The 1096-nt window shown below is 60.9% G+C and carries 2 protein-coding genes; both read right to left on the minus strand.

All coding sequences use genetic code 11. The features are described from left to right. A partial coding sequence (locus SM757_RS34885) for an NAD(P)-binding domain-containing protein (RefSeq protein ID WP_407655833.1) occupies positions 1-207 on the minus strand: 207 nt, incomplete at its 3' end. A 309-nt stretch (positions 208-516) separates the two neighbouring features. Beyond that, positions 517-837, minus strand: coding sequence for an NAD(P)-binding protein (locus SM757_RS34890; protein ID WP_322468849.1), 321 nt, complete (start codon positions 835-837; stop codon positions 517-519). Positions 838-1096: the final 259 nt, after the last annotated feature.

The following is a 1096-nucleotide window of genomic DNA, read 5'->3' on the forward strand; positions in this document are numbered from 1 at the left end:
GCAGTCGCTCTCCCACGGGTTCAGGCCCAGCTCGCGCTCGATCTGCAGCGCAGAATCGAACATGCACTGGCTGGACATGACCTTGCCGCGGCGGATGTCGTCGGGCGTGCGGTTGGTGACCACCGTCACCTCGTAGCGCTTGTCCAGCAGGCCCAGGGCCAGCGGCAAGCCGGCCTGCCCTCCTCCGACAATGGCGATGCGGCGCATGGATATGTCTCCTTGTGAATTTGCGATGAACTGGGAAATACCCTGGGGCTCAGGCCATCAGGCGTGGAATGGCGGACACGCCGAAGAAGTCAACCGTGTCGCTCATCCCGATGTGGAATGCCGACATGGATTTATCTTGAGTCAAGCGAATCTCTGTCACTAGCCAAAGACTGCAGCGCTTATCCTTAAACTGCACAGACACGCCGCGAACTCATGCGGCGCAACACTGCAGGCTCATTCGTCAGGCTACGGACCGTACACGTTGCAGTGAGCGAAAGATTGCGATCAATCTTCGACATCAGACAGTATTTATGGTTGCTTTAACAACTTTCTGGTGCCTGCACCTGTGTTGCAGTAGATCAGGCCTGCGCTTTGCAGACCTTCCTTCAGCGCGGCATAGACAGGCCCGACCAGGAACAGCGGATGCGCGGTGTATAGCGTGTCGTGGCGCAAGCCGGGCAGCATCAGCTCGTCGGTGCGAATGCAGCGGCCCAGCCGGCCTTCGTGCTCCAGCACCAGCACTTTGCGCCCGTCGCGCGCGAGCAGCACAGCGCACACCAGGGAGGTGATGCCGCTGCCGACGATCACGGCATCGATGGGGTGTCGCTTGCAAGCCGTGGCGCCAAGCATCGACGCGGTCGGCTTGCGCGGCTACCCGCTTTGCTCCCCTCGCTATCCGCATCCGGCCGTGATCACCGGCCAGCAAGCCCTCAGTGATGGGGTAATGGTATGGACGCCCCCACTCGAACTGGCATCAGCGTGCCCGAGGTAGTAAAGGTTTGACTACCGGAACTGAGAGGAGCGTCCGCCATGAACGTTACGACATGCGGGATCGACCTGGCGAAGAACCTGTTCCAGGTGCACGGCGTAGATCGCCGCGGCAAGGCCT

This window comes from Azohydromonas lata, from assembly GCF_034427735.1.
Taxonomy (GTDB): domain Bacteria; phylum Pseudomonadota; class Gammaproteobacteria; order Burkholderiales; family Burkholderiaceae_C; genus Azohydromonas; species Azohydromonas lata.